Raw genomic sequence first — 19,919 nt, 5'->3', positions numbered from 1 at the left:
TTTAGTTGGTTGTCACTTGTGATGCGGCAGGTGCATCGAGAGTTGCGACTACTTTTTTGTCAGCAGAAGTGGCTTGACTGTCTGTATTTGGGTAAAGCAAATATTGCGCACGTTTGTCATAATTTGGGTCATTTGGTAATTGTAATTCACCTGATTGACCACATGCTGTTAACAATAGAAAAATTGACAGCAAAGCGATTTTATTTGAAATAGCATACATCAGTGTACCCAATACAATGTTTTATGGCAGTATAGCGTGATCACCCTGATGATAAAAGCAAAAGCCTATGATTTACTCATCGGCTTTTAACATAAGTGAAATTAATAAATTTGCTAGATTAGTCTGTATGTTCTCCAACACTGTCCAATGCTTTTTGAATCGCATTTTTAGCAATGTCATAAGATAAATGTTCGTATAAATCATGCAACGCTTGTCTACCACTTTCACCCTGCTGCAATAAGACATAGATGGCTGCATTTGCTAAATTGGTGCTATTTGCACCGATCCCGGCAATTTTACGATAACCAATCTGCACAACACGACTTAATAATACAATCACCTCTTGCTGTACAGGCAATAACAATAAAAACCACAACACGCCTTTCAACGTATTTTCATTTTTACTGTCAAATACACGCATATTTCGCGGTGAATTTTGCTCAATTAACGTCATCCATCCTGACACACGCTGTACATAAGCCTCCTGAATGGATGACTGTAAAATTTCTTCAGCTTTTTTTAACCATTTTTGACTGGGCTTTTTCGCACTCACATTGTCTACATGCTGCCAAAATATCTGCCAATCTGCTTTTTTCGGTCTATCAAAAGCTGTAAATTCTTGTTGTAAAATATCTACCCAAACCAAAGGCATCGCACTATAAAATGTCCTACTTGGCGTCACCGCAGACAACGGTAACTGATATTCGATATCTGCATATTGAGCAGAACTGAGTGTGTTTTGTTGCGTAAATGCTGTTGCCAAGTCACTGACTTTGTGTTGAATTTGTTCCAAACGGCGCATGGCTATAGATTGGGTACTGTGTTTGGTAAACTGAATCTGCACCATCGCGTCTACAATGGCATGATTGAGTTGTTGCGCTTTGGCGATTTTTTCGATTGAAAAGGCCAAATGCAGAATAAATGGTTTGGCATAAATCATTTTTTTAATAATTAGATCAAATTCTTGTACTAATTTTTCTAAAATTTCAGGTCGATTTAAACGCTTATCTTTTTGTTCCATCAAAATAAAAAACAATTTTTTACTGACCCAATAATGAAAATATTCTTCTTTTTTAAGCGCAAATAAAAATAAATTTAAAATATCTTCAGGATATTGTTGCACAATCTCTAACTGTAAATCTTGAATTAAAGGTTCACGCTCATCATAATTCAACCCCTGATAAGGGTCTAACAACGCAATATAGCGGTCTAACAGCGGTAGTAATCCTGCTGAAAATTTAAACTCTCCATTGTGATACAGTTGCTGTAAATCCCACAATGCCTGTGTCCGCTCTAAAATTTCTTTAAGCTCAAACATGCCTTTAGCCACATAATCTTTAAACAGACGTGGTTGTGCAAAATAAGCCTCACCTAATAGCAACAACTCATTCAACACAGTTAGAATACGTGTGCGTTGCTCCACATGATCTCGATAAAAATTGGCAATGTTTTGCGCATGTTCTACATAGTGAATTTTTGTTTCAGAAATGGGTAAAGCGGACTGTAAACTTTCAACATAAACCATGCATAATGCTAATAATTGACAAGGTTCTTGTTGATATTTGTCTTGAATCAGCTGTTGCCATGCGGCATGACCATTTCTGATCTCATGATTATGTGAAAGTCCATGCACCCGAAATATTTCTTGTAAATGTCGTTGTAAATACTGTTCGTCATGCCCCATCCCTGTCCCCATTTTTATAATAAAAATAATATCTTAATACAGCCTAAATTTTGCTTCTAGCATTTTTTATGATCAAATCAACTATAACGTCAAACTTTGTCGCATAAAAAAACTGCCTCATGTTTCCATCAGACAGTTTTTAAAAGAACATTCAATAGGATTATTTTTTCTTATAAAATACAAAATAACCAATTGCTAAAATGATTAACCAAATTGGACTTACTTTTAAAGCCTCTAATGTCGTTTCATCTAAAGCAAGGAAATACACGGTTGCTAAGAAAAATAAAATCACAACCACGCATGTAAACACACCACCAGGCAGCTTAAATGTAGATTGTGCATGTAGTTCAGGTTTATTTCTGCGGTAGTTAATATAACTCCACATGATTATAATCCATACACAGATGAATAGGATCGTTGATAAAGTTGTCGCTAAGGTAAACGCCGTAACTTCATCATTAGTTCCTGTTTGAACCTTATACACATATTGAACAAATGCACCTAAAAAGATACAGATCGATGAAAAAATCAATGCTTTTGCAGGCACAGAAGATTTCGACAATTTACCAAATAATTTTGGTGCTTGTTGATCTGTCGATAAACCAAATAGCATACGACTGGTTGAGAATACGCCACTGTTCATGGATGACATCACCGATGACAATACTACCAAGTTCATGATAATCGCAGCAGATGCAATACCCGCTTGTGAGAAAATATTTACAAATGGACTCACTTTCGGATTAATTTGATCCCAAGGTGTTACACACATCACGACAAACAAAGCTAAAACATAGAAAATGATGATACGGATTGGAATCGAATTAATTGCTTTAGGTAAATTACGTTTAGGATCTTGTGTTTCAGCAGCCGTTGTACCGACCAATTCGACACCTACAAAGGCAAAAATTGCGATTTGAAAACCTGCCAAAAATCCATCTAAACCTTTCGGGAAAATCCCCCCATGTGACCAAAGATTGGAGATACTTGCCACGGCACCTGATTCGCTCGTAAACCCAGTAAAGACCATCCATAAACCGACAGCAATCAACACAATGATGGCTGTAATTTTAACCATGGCAAACCAAAACTCCATTTCACCAAACAGTCGTACAGTGAGCAAGTTCAGACCAAGTACAAACAGTATGGCAACCGTACTAATTAAAAGCCCTCCTAATGGCGTAAAGGATGCCCCATTATTAAAAAACTCTAAATAGTAAATAATGGCAGATAAATCTGCGATTCCAATCGTGACCCAACATAGCCAATAGGTCCATCCAACAAAATAGCCTGCCCAAGGACCAATTAAATCGGTGGATAAATCAATAAATGACTTATATTTTAAGTTTGACAATAATAATTCACCAAGCGCACGCATGACGAAGAACACCATCAAACCAATCAACATATAAATAATTAATATCGAGGGTCCAGCTTTACTAATCGTAGAGCCTGACCCCATGAACAGTCCTGTTCCAATCGCACCACCAATCGCAATTAACTGTAGATGTCGATTCGATAAACTTCTTGCCAATTCTCCTGAATCTACAGAAGACTTTTGATTTTCATTAGACATTTTTAATTCAACATTCGTGTTAATTTGCACAAATTAGCTTAATTTTGCTAAAAAATAAAAAAAAATTATCAAGTTTGTTCATTCATTGCGCAGCAGCTTTTTATTTCAAAGATCAATAGTTACACACTAATAATCACATGATTTTATTTAATTTTATTAATATTTATAAAAATCAATAATTAAAATCAACTATTTTTATTGATTGTTAAACATAGAAAATGACTTGTAAGTTAAATAAATCTATGTCAAAAAAGAAATCATTGGAAAAAACAATATGGATTTGTTTACCCATTTTGATAATTAGACCAATTTTCAATTGAATTAATAAACAATCCAAAAACACATAAATACAGGGATGGCATAGCATTTGCTTAATTGCTATGTAAATAACAGATCAGGAAAAAGAAGAAGCGAATATGCAAAACTTACAATCAGCGATGGAAACACTTAGCGGTTGGGTCTGGGGACCCTACATGCTTGTTTTGTTGGTCGGTACGGGGATTTTTCTCACTCTGCGCTTAATGTTTTTACAATTTAGACTCCTTCCGTTCGCCTTCAAACAAGTGTTTGGACGACATGATAAAGCCAAAAGTAGCGATGGCGATATTTCCCAGTTTGGTGCTTTAATGACAGCTCTTTCTGCCACTATTGGCACAGGAAATATCGCTGGAGTCGCCACAGCATGTGTGCTCGGTGGACCAGGTGCCGTCTTTTGGATGTGGATGACTGCCTTAGTAGGAATGGCTACCAAATATGGTGAAGGTGTCTTGGCAGTTAAATATCGAGTCACCAACGAGAATGGGCAAAAATCAGGTGGCCCAATGTACTATATTGAACGTGGACTAAAATGGAAATGGCTTGCTGTTTTATTTGCTTTATTTGGTACAATCGCATCCTTTGGTATTGGTAGTTCAGTACAGTCAAACACCGTTGCACTTGCAGTCGAAAATAGCATGGGAGTTCAAACCTGGGTTACAGGAATTATCATTACTGTCTTTTCAGCCTTGGTGATTTTAGGCGGAATTAAGTCGATTGCTAAAGCAGCATCCTTTATTGTCCCAATTATGGCAATTGGTTACGTACTCGGTGGCTTAGCAATTATCTTCAGTAATCTAGATTTAGTCACACCTGCTTTAAAATTAATTTTCACAGATGCATTTACAGGTGAAGCAGTTGCAGGTGGCGCCATTGGTGCTGTGATCCGTTATGGTGTAGCACGTGGTGTATTCTCCAATGAAGCAGGTATGGGTTCTGCACCAATTGCAGCTGCCGCAGCGAAAACGGATCACCCTGTTCGTCAAGGCCTAGTATCCATGACGGGTACATTTATCGACACTATTATTGTATGTAGTATCACAGGTATTGTTTTAGTCATGGGTTATCTGGTTGCTGGAAATACTTTTGGTACAGAAACAGGTGCAGTGTTAACTACACATATTTTTGATCGTTTACTACCAGGGGTTGGCGGTTGGGTGGTAACGTTCGGGATTATTTTCTTTGCCTACTCTACCATTTTAGGCTGGTGTTATTATGGTGAAAAGTGTGCGACCTATTTATTAGGTGAAAAATTTGTCCTCATTTACCGTTTAATATATATCGCAACAGTCTTTATTGGAACGGTAGCAACGCTTGACTTAGTCTGGCTCTTTGCAGATACCTTTAACGGTCTAATGGCAATTCCAAACTTAATTGCCTTATTATTACTTTCAAGCGTAATTGTGAAAGAAACTAAGGATTTCCTTGATAAACGTAAATCAGGTGAATTGTATTAACATAAATGAAGATCTATGGATTTAATTCAAATTTGAGATCAGAGCGACTTAAACAGTCGCTCTTTTTAATATCTATCTGCTGATATGAACAAATTTATTGTATAGTCCAAACAAAATTGAAATTATATAAACAATTATGGCAAAAGCAAAAACACTCTATCGTTGCGAACAATGTGGCACAGATCATCCTAAATGGTCAGGACAATGTTCTGACTGTGGTGAATGGAATAGCTTGACTGAAGTGCGTATAGAACCTGTGGTATCACACCGTGCCAAACCTATGGGGGGTGGCTATGCAGGTCAAGCAGCGAATGTGACGACCTTAAATAAAGTTGCAGTGTCGACTGAAACTCGTCTCGCAACAGGAATTGGTGAATTTGATCGTGTCCTTGGCGGTGGCTTGGTGACAGGCTCTGTGGTCTTGATTGGCGGCGATCCTGGCATTGGTAAATCCACTATTTTGCTACAAACTGCAACCTATATGGCAGCAGCCAACAGCTCAGCACTGTATGTCACAGGTGAAGAATCTTTGTCACAAGTGGCATTACGTGCCAACCGTTTAGATCTACCTACTGATAAACTGCAAGTCATGGCGGAAACCTGTGTAGAGCGTATTTGTGAAACCTTGGCGCAACTGCGTCCATCCGTTGCAATTTTAGACTCGATCCAAACCTTATATACTGAAACTTTACAATCTGCACCTGGCGGCGTTTCCCAGATCCGTGAGTCGGCTGCGCTTTTAACCCGTTTTGCCAAAAACAGTGGTACTGCATTATTTATTGTCGGTCATGTCACCAAAGAAGGTTCGCTTGCAGGGCCTCGTGTTTTAGAACACATGGTCGACTGTGTTTTGTATTTTGAAGGACAATCTGACTCACGCTACCGTATGATTCGTGCCGTAAAAAACCGTTTTGGTGCGGTCAATGAACTGGGCGTATTTGGCATGACGGATAAAGGCTTAAAAGAAGTGGCTAATCCCTCAGCCATTTTTTTGAGCCGTTATGATGAAGCTATTCCCGGTTCAGTGGTGATGATCAGCCGTGAAGGTACACGTCCTCTTTTGGTTGAGGTACAAGCTTTGGTCGATGATGCACATGGACAACCTCGCCGTGTTGCTTTAGGTTTGGAACAAAACCGTTTAAATATGTTGTTGGCCGTGATGCATCGTCATGGTGGGGTACAAACATCAGGACAAGATGTTTATGTCAATGTGGTCGGCGGCTTAAAGATTACGGAAACAGGGTCAGATTTAGCCGTGCTTTTAGCCTGTGCGTCGAGTTTACGCTCTAAAGCACTCCCCCAACAGCTTGCTGTCTTTGGTGAGGTCGGGTTATCGGGTGAGATACGTCCTGTACCCAATGGTCAGGAACGCTTAAAAGAAGCCATTAAACATGGTTTTAAATACATCATTGTGCCACGTGGCAATGCACCACAAAAACCGATCGCTGGGGTACAAATCATTGCTGTTGCTCGCTTACATGAAGCTTTAAGTGAAGCCATTCAACTGTGTGATGAGCATAATTAAAGAAATCGTTGTCTTTATGTGAATGACTGTGCAAAAAAATGGCAATCATTCTTGAAATTTCACTGAAAAAGCTGCATATATAGAAGTTCAATCAACATATTATTTCTAGTAGGAAAATTCAATGGAAGTTCGACAGCGTGGTTTAATGGCGGGTGTACTGATGGCAGCATTGGTGGTTGCACCTTTAGCGGAAGCTAAACGTGCAGGCGGTGGTAAAAGTCATGGTATGAGCCGCTCTGCTACTCCAAGTCAGTCTTACTCACAACCTCGACAAGCTACGCCTGTACAACAACCAATGCCTGCTCAAAATACCCAACAGAAATCTGGTTCTGGTGTAGGTAAAATGGTTGCTGCTGGTGTAGCAGGTGCTGCGATTGGAGCTGTTGCTGCAAACGCAATGGCAGACGACAACAATGCCAATACTCAAGCACAGACCAATGACGCAGAATTAGCGAAACAGCAAGCAGCGGCTCAGCAAGAAGAGGAAAAAGGCGGCATCCCAAGTTGGATCTGGCTCATCCTGATTGCGGGTGGTGCTTTCTTCTTGTTCCGTAAATTTGGTGCAAAAAAAAAATTAGCAGCCTCTAATCCTTATGCACCTAATAATGCAGGCCCAAGTTCAACTCCTTTTGGTCGCTCATCTACAGCACAAAATGGTGATAACACCAATATCTTTGGTCAATCTGTAGGTGGTTCTACTGCAACACAAGCGCCTTTTGGTGCAGCATCAACACAAAGCGGCAACCAACTTCCAGATGGCACTGAACCTGCTGCCTTTTTACGTATTGCACGTCAACGTTTTAACCATATTCAGTCGATGAATACTGCAAGCAATATTAACGAAATTCAGCGTTATTTAACGCCTGATCTTTATCAGTCTATGTATAGCGATATCATGGCAAACCAAGATCAAGATGTTGCTGAGTTTTCTAATTTAAATGCAATGGTCACTGATTCAGCGACAGAAAATGGTCAATATGTCGTGAGTGTACGCTTTACAGGTACAGTAAGCGAAGATTTGAACAGTCAACCTGTTCCATTCACAGAAATCTGGCATTTTGTAAAACCTGCGGGTTCTACACAAGATTGGCTCGTTGCGGGTATTCAACAAGCATAATTTCATTCAATAACATGAATGTATCAAAACCAGTGATTCGTCACTGGTTTTTTATTTTCGATCAATTTTGAATCTAGGAATTAAAAGATTACAATGACAAAGCAAAATCAACCAAAGCATTGACATGGATTTGTGTGGTGTCAAATACAGGAATGTTTAGATCTTGCTGTTGAATCAATAAACCAATTTCAGTACAGCCTAAAATCACACCTTCTATACCTTGTTCGATCATGGCTTGAATAATATTTAAATATTGTTGTTTAGAAGATTCAAGGACATGACCACGGCATAATTCATGATAAATCACGTCATGAATGATGATTTGATCATGAGCACTTGGCGTCTGCACATCAATGCCTTGTGCCAACAATCGACCTTTATAAAAATCTTGTTGCATGGTAAATGCTGTACCTAGCAAGCCAACCCGTTGTATTTTCTGTTGCTGAATCGCTTGAATGGTGGCATCCGCAATATGCAAAAACGGGCGATATATTGCACTTTCTATCTCGGCTGCAACTTTATGCATGGTGTTGGTACATAAGGCGATGATATCAGCACCTGCAGCTTCTAACTGCACAGCAATTTTTGCCAAATATTGCCCTGCTTCATCCCAACGATTTTCTCGTTGCAAAACTTCAATATCATGAAAATTAACACTATTTAAAATCACTTGAGCAGAATGCAAACCACCATAACGTTGCTGTATCTGACGATTCAATTGTTGATAATAAAGCGCTGAAGATTCCCAACTCATGCCTCCAATAAGACCGATCGTTTTCATTTTAATGTCATCATATATTTATGTTTAGAGCTCTTATTGTTCACACATCAGCTTAAAAATGCAAAAATATCATCGTTGATTTCGATATGATAAAAAGCATTGATATCAATTTAATAAACACATTCTATTCTTTTGAACTTTACTTAATATCAATAAAAAAATGCCCATATTCATGAGCATTTATAATGTAATTGCGTCTAGTCTGTTAAGGTTTGAAAACCTTGCTGACGCCATGCTTCATATAAAATTACCGCAGTCGCATTGGATAAATTCAAACTGCGCGAATTTGGTGCCATCGGTAAACGAATCCAATGCGCTTTGGGAAACATCATACGAACGTCTTCAGGCAAACCACGCGTTTCTGGTCCCATCAGTAAAGCCACTGGACGGTTTAAATCAGAAGTATGTGGCGTTTCAAAACCTTTCGTGGTTAATGGGTAAATGGCATCACGCTCAATACCTTGTTCAGCCAAATGCGCAAGACATTGCTCAAAATTTTCCCATACTTTCATATGTGCCCATTCATGATAATCCAATCCCGCACGGCGCAATTTTTTATCATCTAATTGAAATCCCAGAGGCTTAACCAAATGTAATTGTGCACCTGTATTGGCACATAAACGGATAATATTCCCAGTATTTGCAGGAATTTCAGGTTCGTATAAAACAACATGTATCACGGGAGATTGACCTATTTTGAATAAAAGTTACAGTGTTATCGCCACTGCAACTGTTCACGTAAACTCACCACTTCACCAATAATGGTTAAGGTTGGTGCTTGAATTTGATATTCTTCTACTTTGAACGCAATGTCTGCTAAAGTTCCAATCACGACTTTTTGCTCAGGGGTAGTCCCTTTAGAAATTAAAGCCACAGGCATATCAGCACGCTGACCATGTGCGATGAGTTTTTCACAAATTTTCTCTAAACCGACCAAGCCCATATACAAGACTAAGGTTTGATTTTCATAAACCAACTCTTGCCATGGCAACTCAGGTGAGCCCTCTTTGAGATGTCCTGTTAGAAAACGAACACTTTGTGCATAGTCACGATGGGTCAATGGAATACCTGCATAAGCCGAACAGCCCGATGCTGCGGTAATGCCTGGCACAACTTGGAAAGCGATGCCCGCCGCAAATAGTTCTTGAATTTCTTCACCACCACGTCCAAAAATAAATGGGTCACCGCCTTTTAAACGACAAACACGTTTACCTTGTGAAGCATACGCGACCAACAAAGCATTGATCCCATCTTGGGGTACAGAATGATTTGAACGAGCTTTACCGACATAGATTTTTTCTGCATCACGGCGACACAGTTCCATAATGGCAGGTGAAACCAAGCGATCATAAATCACCACATCAGCTTGTTGCATTAAACGCAATGCTTTTAAAGTCAATAATTCGGGATCACCTGGTCCAGCACCCACGAGATACACTTCACCTTTTGGTTTTTGCCATTCAGTTAATGCTTGCTCAATTAAATGATCCGCCTCATTCAGATTGTCATTAAAAACTTGCTCTTTCAGAGGACTTGCATATAAATCTTCCCAAAAAATACGACGTTCATCAGGATTGGTAATTTTTTCTTTCACTGCTTTACGCCATTTTCCTGAAAAATCAGCAAGTTTTCCCATACCATGTGGAATTAAAGTTTCTAGTTTGGTACGAATCTGACGGGATAACACAGGCGAAGCACCATTGGTCGCAATCGACACCACCAACGGTGAACGATCGATCATTGCAGGCACCATAAAACGGCAATGCGGTGGATCATCCACACTATTGACCAAAACATTAAGGTCTTCACATGCCTCAAACACCGCTTTATTGACTGCTTTATCGTTGGTTGCAGCAATCACCAAACGATAAGTGCTTAGACTCACCTGCGCATTAAACTTTTCCGCATGATATTGCCCCTGAGTTGCATGCACAATTTGCAATAAATCTTGCTCAATTTCAGGTGCGATCACATGGATGATTGCCCCAGATTTTGCCAAAAGTACTGCTTTTCGATAGGCAATATGACCACCGCCCACCAACAAACAGGGCTGTTGCTGTAATTTTAATGAAATTGGAAAAATATCCACACTATGCACCTTTACAATTCGGTTTCAATTTTAGCACCATCTTTACGACCAATAACATCAAAAAAAGCCAATGTACGATTTCGATTAAACTGATTGATCTGTTTTAACTTATCTTGCCAATGCTGATTATTTGCCAGTTCAGGTACTTCGGGTTCATCCATATAAAAATCAACCCGTTGCACATTCATACTCTGATAAATCGGCTGCCACTCCCCATTGACTTTGATGACCAATTCAGGATTCAGCAAATATTGCCCACGTCCCGTTCGTATAAATAAGTGCTTGTTATATTTGTCACTGCCTGTTGTTTCATTTTTAGACAAAAGTGAACTGATATAACTTCGCTTTAATTTCTTTTTAGCAAATAACGTACCAGATATTTTTTCTAGATTTTCCAACAATACAGCACTATCAAAACCTTTTTCATCATGTGCATAACGCTGATAACCCTGAATCATACTCATAACGTACATCAGTTGAAAAATCATATATTCAGCATCATGCGATTCTAGTTTAAATAAGCGTTGGCTGATTTGTAAAACAATGCTGTCTTGCGGTAAATATGCTGCAATGTCAGTCAAGTTGGCTGCATACTTAGGCTGAATAGTGACACGTTGTAGTGCAATTTGTAAGACATTTAACCCATGTCCATCTAATAATCCAACATCAGCACCATCTTGTAAAAGCTGCTGATAAAATGCACCGTTACCAACCCAAACAGCAGCCATTAATGGCGTTTGATTAAATTCATTGCGATGATTAATGCCAAATTTTTCAATCTTTTTCAGCAATGCTGTCGGATGTTTCACCTGATAATTCATATAATATTTAGACAAAATACCCTGCTCAGCTTTATGTGCCACCACTTCATGACGCATATTAAAGACACTGATTGCAGGCTTAAATCCAATTTTTGCCAATTGAATTAAATACGCCTGATGCTGATAAACCACGGCATATTCAAATAAAGCCAATTGAGATTTTTTATCTTTGTCTTGCAATGCCCGATGTTCTAAATGTCGCAGTTCACTGTCTTTTAATACTACCCAATTCGGTGATTCTTCTTTTAAAATCTCACGTCGAATCCGCTCTGCCTGTTCTTTTTTACCTTGCAGTTCGAGCTTCTGCGCTTCTTTTTGCCACTCTTTTAAGCTTGACTGTTGATCTTGTAAATCAAGTACTTCCGCAGCCTGATCCATACCCAGCAAATGAAAAATCTGATGTTGATCTTGCTGTTCCACCCAATAAATATTGGACATTGCACGTGTTAATCCAACATATAGAGCATTGATATAAAATTTATAGATTTCAAGTGATTTATCCGCTTTGTCTTTATTACGTGCATAGACAAAATCACTTTGCAGATCCTGCAATGAAATCTCACCGCATATTTCATTAAAATGTGCGGCAGACTGACTGACAAAATTATATAAAATAATGTTTTGGTACTCTAAGCCTTTGGCTTCCTGAATCGAAAAGACCAAGGGCGTTTTAAAAACCCGCTGTGCGGTTTTCTTTTGTTCTTCATGCATCACGATGACCGCAAACTGTGTGGATACCGCAGTTTTTTGATCTAGCTCATGTAAAATTTCAGGTCGATTTTTTAAAAAATAAACACCGCCCTGTATATCTGCATTACTTCGCACTAAATAATGACTTTCTTTATCAATCGAGCCAAATCGAGCATTTTTTAACAATAATACCCGATTGGAAATTTCGGTAATTCGCTGCGCATTACGATAATTGTGTTGCAATATATGGGTGATTTCCATGCCATGATGCAGTTCTTCATGACGATGAAACAAACTTTTTACCTTTGCCCAAGAGAAAAAATTTGGATGCACAATTTGATTGGCATCTCCACACATTAAAAATAATCCTTTATCACTCAGACTATTTAAAATCAAATAGAGTTGGATCGCAGTAATATCCTGTACTTCGTCAATCACCACATAATCATAAGCGGGTTTGACTTTTTGCAGATATTCAAAGCTTAAAATATTAATATCAGATAAATTATTTTTCTTAAGTTCAGTTAAATAGTGCTGAAAAATTCGATAAACTTCAGTTCTTTCCTCGACACTGAATATCGATTGCTTAATGCCTAGATTTAAATAATCCTGTTCAGACAAATAAGCCTGATCTGTCATTGCACCTGTCAATACACCTTTAAATTCTTCATAAATACTGTGTGCATTGAAGCTATTTTTATAATGTTTTTTATACCATGTTCTAAAAAATTCAATATCAGCAAAAGCATGTTCAGGAATTGCTATACTTTCAATAAAATCCTGATAGGAGTAAAAATCGACCAATTGTCGATCATTATAATATTGGTCAGAATAATATAACTCACGTGAGTTTTTCACCAAAAATGAAGATAAAGTGACATATAAAATCTGCCCTTCCAACTGCTTCATTTTTTCCAATAAAATCGCGGTTTTACCGCTACCTGCTGAACCAATAATCACCAAAGGCGGATATTGTTTATAAATATGCTGCTGCACATCATCAAATGAAATAAATTTGTTTAAATAGACAAAATTGGGGTTATTGGCATTGATATACACCAATTGTTCCTGTGCTTCCATTTCATCGATAGATTCAACATCAGGAATTTCAGCTTCATTGATTTGAACATCTTCATTTAAAAACCGCGAGCCTTGATAATCATGATTTTTTAAATATTCTAAGATTAAAATATAATTTTTTTGTTGATATTGATAAACAGAAAATAAAATACGATCGCTACGGTTCAGTTTGGCACGATATAAATTTGGTTGAATTTTTTTAACTTCTGCGGATTTAAAATTATCATCTTGCAAGTAGGCAATAAGTTTATCCAAACCCATAATTTTTTGATTTGCTAATTCATTATAAATTAAGACATCCATCTCAAATTCAAACTCAACTGATTTCAATATTTATACTAATGATAAAAAATAAGCCAAATATCAAATTTGGCTTATTTCATTTCAAACATGCTTGCTTACATGATCATTAATCAATAAAGCTAACCCCGCCCATATATGGACGTAAGACTTCAGGAATTTCGATTGAACCATCTGCACGTTGATAATTTTCCATCACTGCAAGTAAAGTACGACCTACAGCCAAACCAGAACCATTTAACGTATGCACAAATTCTGTTTTCTTTTGGTCTGTACGATAACGCGCTTTCATACGACGCGCTTGGAAGTCCCACATATTTGAACATGAAGAAATTTCACGATAAGTATTTTGGCTAGGTACCCAAACTTCTAAGTCATAAGTTTTACATGCGCCAAAGCCCATGTCACCACCACATAGTACGATTTTACGATACGGTAAACCTAAAGCTTGTAAAATGCCTTCTGCATGACCAGTTAAATCTTCTAAAGCCTGCATAGAATCTTCAGGTTTAACGATCTGAACCATTTCAACTTTATCGAATTGGTGCTGACGAATCAAACCACGGGTATCACGACCATAAGAACCCGCTTCACTACGGAAACATGGCGTATGCGCAGCATATTTTAAAGGTAAACGTTCAGGATCAATGATTTCATCACGCACAAAGTTAGTCACTGGTACTTCTGCTGTTGGGATCAGGTAGTATTCCTTTTCACCTTGTAATTTGAATAAATCTTCTTCAAATTTAGGCAGTTGACCTGTGCCACGTAAAGAATCAGCATTCACCAAATAAGGTACATAAGCTTCGGTATAGCCATTTTTCAGCGTATGCGTATCGAGCATAAATTGCGTCAATGCTCGTTGTAAACGCGCTAATGGACCTTTTAATACACTAAAACGTGTCCCTGTAAGCTTAGTTGCAGTTTCAAATTCCAAACCACCCATCATTTCACCCAGATCGGTATGGTCTTTGATCTCGAAGTCAAACTGACGCGGTGTGCCCCATTTTAAGATTTCCACATTGTCGCTTTCATCTTTACCTTCAGGCACGGATTCATGTGGCATGTTTGGAATAGACATCAATTTTGCATCAAGTTCAGCTTGTAACTCGTTCAGCTCAACTTCCGCAGCTTTGATTTCATCACCAATTGCAGACATACGTGCCATGATTTCAGAAGCATCGCCGCCCGCTTTTTTGATTTGACCAACTTGTTTTGCACCCGAATTACGCTCAGCTTGCAGATTTTCAGTTTTGGACTGAATTTCTTTACGGCGAGTTTCAAGTGATGCCCACTCCTCGACATTGAGTTGCACACCACGTTTTGCCAAGGCTAAATTTACAGCCTCAATATTATTTCTGATTAATTTCGGGTCGATCATAGTCAATCTAAATAAGAGAAAAAAACTGATTATAGTGTAAGCTCTTCACCATAAAAAATACAGTGACAGAGCAAATTCACAGGAGAGATTTTAAATATTGTGTTGAAAAATGAGCTTATTCTGCCTCAACAGGCTTTTCAGCGACAGCTTCAATCACAGGTAAACTTGGTAAATACTCAGCTTTGACCAAATCTCTTGCACTTAAATAAGGTAAAGTTAGTTCTGTCATCCCTTCTGCATAAGATGCTAATTCATATAAAGGATAAACAAAAACAATCCCTTTTGGGCCGTAATAATAGTTATCACTAAGCTGTAATTTTTCACGGGTAATGTCATGTTGCGTCAACCAGTTTGCATTGGCATCATACAATTGTTCAGCCACTTTAGCCTCGACATTCGGTTTTAAAATATCTGTTAATGCCAAACGCTTTTGGGTGGATAAATCAAAAGTGACATATTCATTATGATACATGCCATGCGCTGCACCTGCTGCATAGGTATAAGACTGGATCATAAAAGTTGCTAAATTATACTGCTGAGAAATAAAACGAACATAAATTGAACTTTGGCTTAATCCCTTTTGGCTTGCTGCCTCATTGCTTGTTGCTGTTGCCTCTTTGGTTGGTTTTTCAAAAGCACTCGGAACATCTTTTTTGATACGATTTAAAAAATAATCATCAATCCATGTGACTTGCGTTTTAACCGTTTGAAAATCATATTGAGTACAACCATCTTCATCACAAAATTGTTTTTCAGGCAGTTCTACACGCTCGATTTTTGCTTGAATCAAAGGAATTTCAATTTTTTTTGCTTGTTGTGCAGATGCTGCTTCTGCCTGTGAAGCAGGTTTTTCTTGGCAGCCTGAAACCACCAATAAAATAGATAGAAGTGCAGAAGCAACCAACGTTTTCTTTAAATGTACTTGCATGATGCGGTCTTTCAAACATGTATTGCGATATAAGTATCATAAAACCACAACATCCAAATTGAAATTGATTATTGTAATTATTGCCTACTTTGCTTTCTTAATTTCTTGTTTAAACGTTTATTTTCACGTTTGCGTGCGGCTGCTTCATCTTCATTTCGGTTTTTTAACACACCCCAAATACGTACATTAGATTTAACAATCGTGTCTCGTTTTAAATCATAAATTACATTTCCTTCCAAACCACCTAAAGTACCATTCATCCAATGATCAGGATCACTTGCAGGATAAATTGCCACAGCCATTAAAGGCTCATTGCCTAAAAATGCCATACTATAACTATGCCAACGCAAAGGTAAACCTGTTTTATTTTGATGCAAAAATGTTTGATAGCTTAAATATAAATTTTTTAACATGGTTGCAGGGATGATTAAATCAGAAAAGTGATCCGTAAAATGATAAAAATGCAAAGGCTCAGGTAAGGCTTGAAAGGACGGTTGAAAATGATCAATCTGTTTTTGATGGACAATATCATAATCAAAACGATAGGATTCTAAATAAGCACTCAGATTGGATTTTGGGGTGAATAGAGCAGTTAATACTCTTGTATTTTGATAAACTTGTAAATAAATTTCATAATAGTGTGTCAGTTCAAAGCCTGCCTGTTTTTTAGAAAAATCACGATAGAGCTGAAGCAAACAGAAGAACATCTCTGCTGAAAGATCATAAACTTGAGCCCCATCTTCATGTCTAAAGGGATTATGCATATGTCTAGTCATAAGGCTTTTCCTGTTATTTTACTTCCACCAAACATGTGTATTTATTTGATAAAAAAATTTTGAAGTTCTCATCTACCAACAAAAAAATAAATCCGCACTTAAATCAAAAGGATGTACTAACTTTTGTTCATGTAATGCATGTTTAAAATTTTTCATTATTTAATTTTTTTATCATAAAAGCACTCTATCATAACCATAAAAAAAGCAGCTCGAAAGCTGCTTTCTTGTTGCAAAGATCTATTCATCAGTTCTATTTTATTGGTCAATAATATCTGTACCTTTGGGTGGTGCAAAATTAAATGTTGATGCAGGTAATGATGGATTGAGCTTCACATTATTAAACTTCACATAAGTGGTTTGACCTAAAGAATCTTTTAAAATCATAAGACTAGGTGCTTTGTTTGCAGCAAAACTAATGGTTAAACTTTGGAATGCACCCTCTTTGTCTTTAGGGAACAACGTATAATAAGTTTTTGTACGGTCAGGTTGGGTAATACGATAAGCTTTTTGAATTTGCGCAGTATTCCCTGAAAGCAACAATGCTGGGGTATTTGCCACTTGCTCATCTAAGCTTTGACGCACAGCTTGCTGTAAGTCAGGGTCATAGATCCACACCATTTTACCCGTCGTTGCAATGGTTTGTTTTGCAGGTGACGTTGTTTCCCAATAGAACTTACCAGGACGTGCAACTTTCATTACCCCTTTAAAGGTTTGGTTCATGTGTTGTGCAGACAAACCTTTCTGTTGAGCGACTTTACTACCGCTTGTCGCTTTAGTGGTTTGCTCAAAGTTTGCTGATAAACTTTGGATACCGCTCAATTGTTTCACCAAGTTATTGGTTGCTTGTTGCTCCGTTGCGGCGGTTGCAGCAAAAACTGTTGTGCTCATCATTGCAGGTGCAAGTAGCGCTGCACTGATTGCGACTGCACTCATGGTTTTACGAAGCATATTCATATGTTCACCTTTTATATATTTGCACTATAGCAATTTGTTAGATGATTTATCATAAACCAAATTTTAGAGCTAATATTAGAGAAAATAAGAAGTTTTGTATTGTTATTAGCATAATTTGTAGAAATTCATTCATCATGATGAAGATTTTCTTTGCACTTTCACTATTTTAGAGCATAAAAAAACCCGCAATAAAGCGGGTCTTTTCTGTACAGTTAAAACTTACGCTTCAACAGATACATAGCGACGGCCAAACTGACCTTTCACTTCAAATTTGATAATGCCGTCAGCAGTAGCAAATAAAGTATGGTCACGGCCCATACCTACGTTTGTACCCGCGTGGAATTCAGTACCACGTTGACGAACAATAATGTTACCAGCAGTCACAGCTTGACCACCGTACATTTTAACACCTAACATTTTAGGGTTTGAATCACGACCATTTCGTGTCGAACCACCGGCTTTTTTAGTTGCCATGTCTACTTACTCCTAGTGATTAGCCTGCAATCGCAGTAATTTTCAACTCAGTGAACCATTGACGGTGACCTTGTTGTTTACGGTAATGTTTACGACGACGCATTTTAACAATACGGATTTTGTCGTGACGACCATGACCAACCACTTCTGCAGTTACTTTTGCGCCAGCAACAACTGGAGCACCGATTTGAATGCTTTCGCCATTCACAACCATTAATACATCGTCAAATGTAATCGTTGCGCCAGTTTCAGCTTTCAACAATTCAACTTTAAGGGTTTCACCCTCAACAACACGGTGCTGTTTACCACCGCTTTGGATTACTGCGTACATAATGTACTCCAACTTGCCCGTATCGTCGTGCCGAAAAAGGAATATTTCGATCTTATAACGAACGCTACTGGGGGTTATACAAGGGCAAAGATTTTAAGGGATAATAAAGCAAACAACAAGCCATTTCCGTTAAATATTCAAGTTGTATGTAAAATATTCAAATAAAAACTTAACTATTAAGGTTGAGGGATTGAATTTATATGGTTTATTTTCAAATTTACAAAAATTGAAATAGATTTTAAAACGAATTCCGTTAGTATGGAGCGCAAAAGAACGACTACACAAAGACTTAATCAACATCATATTTTGGACAAATTAAGAACATTTCATTAAGATTCAGTACAATGTCTGTTTTCTTAAGTAACATTGATCGTTATTAATTGTTTACACTAGTCACTTAAAAATGCATTTGTATGAGGTTTCCTTCACATGACCATCGACTTTAAGCAAGATATTCTCGCGCCTGTTGCTACTGACTTTGCAGCGATGGATACATTTATCAATGAAGGGATTACGTCAAAAGTTGCTTTGGTGATGGCGGTCAGTAAACATGTGGTTGAAGCAGGCGGTAAACGTATGCGTCCAATTATGTGTCTACTTGCTGCAAAAGCATGTGGCGTATTAGATGCTGAGATGGATCAATATCGTAAACTTGCTGCGATTATCGAAATGCTCCATACCGCAACTTTGGTACATGATGATGTTGTCGATGAATCTGGTCTAAGACGTGGTCGCCCAACGGCAAATGCAACGTGGAATAATCAAACTGCCGTTTTAGTTGGGGACTTTCTCATTTCTCGTGCGTTTGACTTATTGGTAGATTTAGACAATATGACTTTGTTGAAAGACTTTTCGACAGGTACATGTGAAATTGCTGAAGGTGAAGTATTACAACTGCAAGCACAACACCAACCAGAAACAAGCGAACAAACCTATCTTGATATTATTCATGGTAAAACTTCGCGCTTATTTGAACTAGCGACCGAAGGTGCAGCAATTTTAGCAGGCAAACCTGAGTACCGTGAACCATTACGTTTATTTGCTGGTCACTTTGGCAATGCTTTCCAAATTATTGACGATATTTTAGATTACACCTCTGACGCTGAAACATTAGGTAAAAATATTGGTGATGATTTAATGGAAGGTAAGCCCACTTTACCTTTAATCTCTGCTTTACAAAATACCACAGGTGAGCAGCATGAGATTGTGCGTAAGAGTATTGCCACGGGTGGAACAGAACATTTAACTGAAGTGATTCAAATTGTACAAAATTCTGGTGCGCTTGATTATTGTCGTCAACGCGCGACTGAAGAAACGCAAACCGCGATACGTGCTTTAGAACAGTTACCTGAGAGTGTTTATCGTCAAGCTTTATTTAATTTGGCACAATTGGCGTTGCATAGAATTCAATAAACTCAAC

At 38.0% G+C, this 19,919-nt stretch carries 17 protein-coding genes; 4 read left to right on the top strand and 13 right to left on the bottom strand.

Annotated features, from left to right (window positions below):
- Nucleotide 1: 1 nt before the first annotated feature.
- From lptM to HX129_RS05975, 3 genes are all read right to left on the bottom strand, one after another.
- Complete coding sequence (lptM, locus tag HX129_RS05985; protein WP_130072939.1) at nt 2-220, bottom strand: LPS translocon maturation chaperone LptM; 219 nt, start codon at nt 218-220, stop codon at nt 2-4.
- A gap of 118 nt (nt 221-338) precedes the next feature.
- On the bottom strand, nt 339-1,904 hold the full coding sequence (locus HX129_RS05980; RefSeq protein WP_286436058.1) for a hypothetical protein: 1,566 nt from the start codon (nt 1,902-1,904) through the stop codon (nt 339-341).
- Nucleotides 1,905-2,064: 160 nt separating this feature from the next.
- On the bottom strand, nt 2,065-3,480 hold the full coding sequence (locus HX129_RS05975; protein ID WP_174493076.1) for an amino acid permease: 1,416 nt from the start codon (nt 3,478-3,480) through the stop codon (nt 2,065-2,067).
- Nucleotides 3,481-3,896: 416 nt separating this feature from the next.
- Here HX129_RS05975 and HX129_RS05970 point away from each other — a divergent pair, with 416 nt between their 5' ends.
- The 3 genes from HX129_RS05970 (at nt 3,897) to HX129_RS05960 (ending at nt 7,894) form a co-directional block, all read left to right on the top strand.
- Complete coding sequence (locus HX129_RS05970) at nt 3,897-5,252, top strand: alanine/glycine:cation symporter family protein (RefSeq protein WP_130072942.1); 1,356 nt, start codon at nt 3,897-3,899, stop codon at nt 5,250-5,252.
- A gap of 136 nt (nt 5,253-5,388) precedes the next feature.
- A complete protein-coding gene (gene radA, locus HX129_RS05965; protein WP_174493078.1) occupies nt 5,389-6,777 on the top strand; it encodes a DNA repair protein RadA in 1,389 nt (462 codons plus the stop codon).
- Nucleotides 6,778-6,898: 121 nt separating this feature from the next.
- Nucleotides 6,899-7,894 (top strand): Tim44 domain-containing protein, encoded by a 996-nt coding sequence (locus HX129_RS05960; RefSeq protein ID WP_174493079.1) that lies wholly within the window; start codon nt 6,899-6,901, stop codon nt 7,892-7,894.
- Nucleotides 7,895-7,982: 88 nt separating this feature from the next.
- Here the strand turns inward: HX129_RS05960 and HX129_RS05955 are convergent, their stop codons facing one another.
- From HX129_RS05955 to rplU, 10 genes are all read right to left on the bottom strand, one after another.
- On the bottom strand, nt 7,983-8,675 hold the full coding sequence (locus HX129_RS05955) for an aspartate/glutamate racemase family protein (RefSeq protein ID WP_286436057.1): 693 nt from the start codon (nt 8,673-8,675) through the stop codon (nt 7,983-7,985).
- A gap of 197 nt (nt 8,676-8,872) precedes the next feature.
- Entirely contained in the window at nt 8,873-9,355 is a 483-nt protein-coding gene (locus HX129_RS05950; RefSeq protein WP_130072946.1) for a tRNA (cytidine(34)-2'-O)-methyltransferase, read from the bottom strand.
- A 35-nt stretch (nt 9,356-9,390) separates the two neighbouring features.
- Nucleotides 9,391-10,764 (bottom strand): siroheme synthase CysG, encoded by a 1,374-nt coding sequence (gene cysG / locus HX129_RS05945; protein ID WP_286436056.1) that lies wholly within the window; start codon nt 10,762-10,764, stop codon nt 9,391-9,393.
- Between the two features lie 11 nt (nt 10,765-10,775).
- Nucleotides 10,776-13,658, bottom strand: a complete 2,883-nt coding sequence (locus tag HX129_RS05940) for a UvrD-helicase domain-containing protein (protein ID WP_286436055.1) — start codon at nt 13,656-13,658, stop codon at nt 10,776-10,778.
- A 106-nt stretch (nt 13,659-13,764) separates the two neighbouring features.
- Nucleotides 13,765-15,036, bottom strand: coding sequence for a serine--tRNA ligase (gene serS, locus HX129_RS05935; protein ID WP_130072949.1), 1,272 nt, complete (start codon nt 15,034-15,036; stop codon nt 13,765-13,767).
- 115 nt (nt 15,037-15,151) lie between these two features.
- Nucleotides 15,152-15,964: an RsiV family protein gene (locus tag HX129_RS05930; protein WP_180044912.1), complete on the bottom strand. Its 813-nt coding sequence runs from the start codon at nt 15,962-15,964 to the stop codon at nt 15,152-15,154.
- A 77-nt stretch (nt 15,965-16,041) separates the two neighbouring features.
- Nucleotides 16,042-16,740, bottom strand: coding sequence for a hypothetical protein (locus tag HX129_RS05925; RefSeq protein ID WP_286436054.1), 699 nt, complete (start codon nt 16,738-16,740; stop codon nt 16,042-16,044).
- 255 nt (nt 16,741-16,995) lie between these two features.
- Nucleotides 16,996-17,694 (bottom strand): outer membrane lipoprotein periplasmic chaperone LolA, encoded by a 699-nt coding sequence (lolA, locus tag HX129_RS05920; RefSeq protein WP_286436053.1) that lies wholly within the window; start codon nt 17,692-17,694, stop codon nt 16,996-16,998.
- Between the two features lie 219 nt (nt 17,695-17,913).
- The gene (rpmA, locus tag HX129_RS05915; RefSeq protein WP_130072953.1) at nt 17,914-18,168 is read right to left on the bottom strand and encodes a 50S ribosomal protein L27; all 255 of its coding nucleotides are present in this window, start codon (nt 18,166-18,168) and stop codon (nt 17,914-17,916) included.
- 19 nt (nt 18,169-18,187) lie between these two features.
- On the bottom strand, nt 18,188-18,499 hold the full coding sequence (gene rplU / locus HX129_RS05910) for a 50S ribosomal protein L21 (protein ID WP_010113102.1): 312 nt from the start codon (nt 18,497-18,499) through the stop codon (nt 18,188-18,190).
- A gap of 429 nt (nt 18,500-18,928) precedes the next feature.
- Here rplU and sdsA point away from each other — a divergent pair, with 429 nt between their 5' ends.
- Complete coding sequence (sdsA, locus tag HX129_RS05905; protein WP_286436052.1) at nt 18,929-19,912, top strand: All-trans-nonaprenyl-diphosphate synthase; 984 nt, start codon at nt 18,929-18,931, stop codon at nt 19,910-19,912.
- Nucleotides 19,913-19,919: the final 7 nt, after the last annotated feature.

The organism is Acinetobacter sp. 251-1, assembly GCF_030329305.1.
GTDB lineage: Bacteria > Pseudomonadota > Gammaproteobacteria > Pseudomonadales > Moraxellaceae > Acinetobacter > Acinetobacter piscicola_A.
The sequence above is the reverse complement of the archived record's forward strand: the minus strand, read 5'-3'. Positions and strand labels throughout refer to the sequence as shown.